Origin of the sequence: Caulobacter sp. SLTY (genome assembly GCF_009905535.1) — a bacterium.
Lineage (GTDB): Bacteria > Pseudomonadota > Alphaproteobacteria > Caulobacterales > Caulobacteraceae > Caulobacter.
In genome coordinates, this window is the sequence record NZ_JAAALA010000075.1 from 1 (window position 1) to 1882 (window position 1882).

Consider the following 1882-nt stretch of genomic DNA (forward strand, 5'->3'; position numbering starts at 1 on the left):
CGGCGGAGGAGGAGGAGGTGGTGGCGGCGGCGGAGACGCCAAACCGATGAAGCTGGCGTCGGTCAGGGCGACGGCTTGGACGTTGAGGACCAGCGCGGACGAACCGCCGGAGAAGGTCAGCAGGGTATGATCGCCCTGCTGCGTCTTCGCCTGCACTCCGCCGAAGGCGCTGAGGTCGATCCGGTCGATCCCGATCTGGAAGTCCAGAATGGTGTCGGCTCCGCCGCCCGCCTCGAAAACGAATACATCGGCTTCGCTGCCGCCCGTGAGCTGGTCGGTCCCCGCGCCGCCCGCCAGCCGGTCGATACCGGTCCAGCCGCGGAGATGATCGTCGCCCGCGTCCCCGCGCAGGTCGTCGTCTCCGGCCTCGCCTTCGAGGGTGTCGGCCCCATCGCCTCCCGACAGCAGGTCGGCGCCGTTGGAGCCCGCAAGTCCGTCGTCACCCCCCGCGCCATGGAGCACATCGTCACCAAAGCCGCCGTTGATGCCGTCGCTCAGCGAAGCGCCGGTGATCCGGTCGGCGCCGGAACCTGCAGACATCTGCAGCCGCTCGATCCCTCGGATGCTGCCGCCGCCCGGCAGCATCTGCTGCGTCGTGAGGCCGAGATCGATGGTCAGGGCGCGGCTCTCGTTAACCGCCCCGTTCAGGATCAGAAGATCGGAGCCGGAGCCACCATCCACCGTGTCACGCCAGCTGGCTTCGATATGATCGTCACCGGCTCCGCCCATCAGGACGTTGAGCCCCTCGTCAATGATCGCTTCGATCAGTTGGTCGGCGCCGTCGCCACCCTCAAGCGTGTCGCTGCCGATGCCGCCTTCCAGCCGATCATCGCCCTCGGCCCCTTTCAGCAGGTCGTTTCCGCGTCCACCGTGCAGAATGTCGTTGCCTTGGCCGCCGTCGAGGTCGTCGTCACCCGGTGATTGAGAGGCCGGGTCGGCGCCGTTGACGATATCGCCTACCAGGGTGTCATTGCCCAAGCCGCCGCGCAGGATGTCCGCGCCATCCCCGCCTTCCAGCGCATCGTCCCCGTCCCGACCTTCCAGCCGGTCGGCGCCGCCACGACCTCGCAAGGTGTCCGCCAAGATGTGGCCATAGACGACATCCGCAGCCCGGCTGCCCGTAAACGACAGTTGCTCGACGTTGACCATGGATCCTACCGGACCCAGCGTCTGCGCCGCGCCCGCAGCCGCCAGGGCCAGATCGAGGGTCACGCCGCCCGCGCCCGCAACCATGGCCATGTGCAGGAAGTCGATGCCCGCGCCGCCATCGACCGTATCGTCGCTCCTGGCCGAAAGCGTGTCGTCGCCCTGCAGCCCCGAAAGGGTGTCGCGGTGCAGCGTACCGTTGAGGACGTCGGCGCCCGCCGTTCCGTTGATCGGTGTCGGCGTCGTCGTGACGGGTGGAAGGACGCTCAGACCTGTGAAGTGGCTCAGCTGGAGCGCACTGGCCTGCACATTCAGTAGCCGCACGCTCCTCCCGCCGATGAGCACCAGCACCGCGTCAGACCCCGATTGGCTGAGCCCCTGGATCGACCCCCACTGGCTGACGTCGATCTTGTCGGCGGCCAGGTCGAAATCGGTGACCACGTCATGTTCGGTGGTGTCGCGGAACACGAACTGGTCGGCGCCGGCGCCGCCGGTCAGCCGGTTTTCACCGCGACCGCCGATCAGGACGTCGATGCCGTCTCCGCCCTCCAGCACATCGTCGCCTTCTTCCCCGTCCAGCCGGTCATGCCCCCCCGCCCCGCGGAGGATGTCGTCGCCGGATCCACCGAAGAACCAGTCGTTCCGTGTGTCTCCTTCGATCGTGTCGTGGCCGATCGTGCCGTGAATGATGCGATCCGACGTCCCCGGCGGCGTGCCGGGCGGCGGCGGATCGCAT

General features: G+C 68.1%; 1 pseudogene. It reads right to left on the minus strand.

Annotation, left to right across the window (positions count from 1 at the left end):
• Window positions 1–1882, minus strand: a pseudogene (locus GVN21_RS20280) (hypothetical protein); the annotation flags it as partial.